This is a genomic window from Ralstonia sp. TCR112 (assembly GCF_007997035.1).
Taxonomy (GTDB): Bacteria; Pseudomonadota; Gammaproteobacteria; order Burkholderiales; family Burkholderiaceae; genus Ralstonia; species Ralstonia edaphi.
This window is the reverse complement of the sequence record NZ_VOSS01000242.1, coordinates 1-933: the sequence shown is the minus strand read 5'-3', so window position 1 is coordinate 933 and position 933 is coordinate 1. Positions and strand designations below refer to the sequence as shown.

The window sequence follows — 933 nt, the reverse complement described above, 5'->3', positions numbered from 1 at the left end:
GGCGCCATCTAGGGCAGGTACGGCCAAACCGTCGAGGCGCATGTGTTGGCGCCGCGATGTGTCTACGGTTCGTTATGCGCCTTCTGGCTGGGCGTTCCATTGCTCGCGCAGGCGTTTGCGGACTTCCGACGATGCGTTGCGCAGCGGTGCGCCCAGGCGGCTTTCCAGGCCGCGCGATGGGTCGGCTGTGATGTCGGCCAGTGCTGCGGCGAGTGCGGTCTGTACGGTGTCGACGTCGCTGGCGTCGGGCGCGTCGGCGGATTGCACCTCCAGCAGTTTCCACAGCAAGCCGAGCGACGCGAAGCTGGCGATGTCGTATGCCATGGGCGGAATCTCTTGTGCGAGGCGTTCCAGGTCGGCGACGGAGCGCAGCGTTACGCGCGCGGCTGCGGCCTTGCCCATTGCGTGCACCATCACGTCGGCGTCGTCCAGGGCGAGCAGGCGATTGGCCTGGTAGCCGTGCGCGAGCAATGCGCCCGACATGGCGCGGCCGACGATGAGGCCGATGACGGGGTGGCCGGCCAGGCGTGCGGCAGCGTAGGCGTCTGCCGCTGCAGCCAGCGCGAGGTGGATGCCGTAGGCCTCCTCGCGGCGGCCGTAGGCCTGGCTTGCCACATCGATGACGGCGACGATGGCACGCTTCTTTTCCTGCGCGGCATCTGCAGTCATGACATCGCGCACGGCACGCGCGAGCTGCCAGCCTTCGACGAGGCCGACTTCACCGTTGCGTGCGCGAGGGAAGCGGTTCTCGGCGTCGGGCACGACGGCGATGTAGCGCGCGGGCTGGCCCGCGAGCCGGCGGCATCGACGACTTGCAGCGTGCTGCCGTAACCCGGCACCGGTGTGCCGACGGCGAGCGCGCGCATCCAGGTTGCCGCCGCGCGTGGAAAGTTCGTTCTGGCTACATGCCGACGTCCTTGCGTAGTGCACGCG

The 933-nt window shown here is 68.9% G+C and carries 1 pseudogene; it reads right to left on the bottom strand.

The window, feature by feature from the left end:
* Window positions 1–72: 72 nt before the first annotated feature.
* Window positions 73–930: pseudogene (gene mdcE, locus FUT88_RS25630) on the bottom strand (biotin-independent malonate decarboxylase subunit gamma).
* Window positions 931–933: the final 3 nt, after the last annotated feature.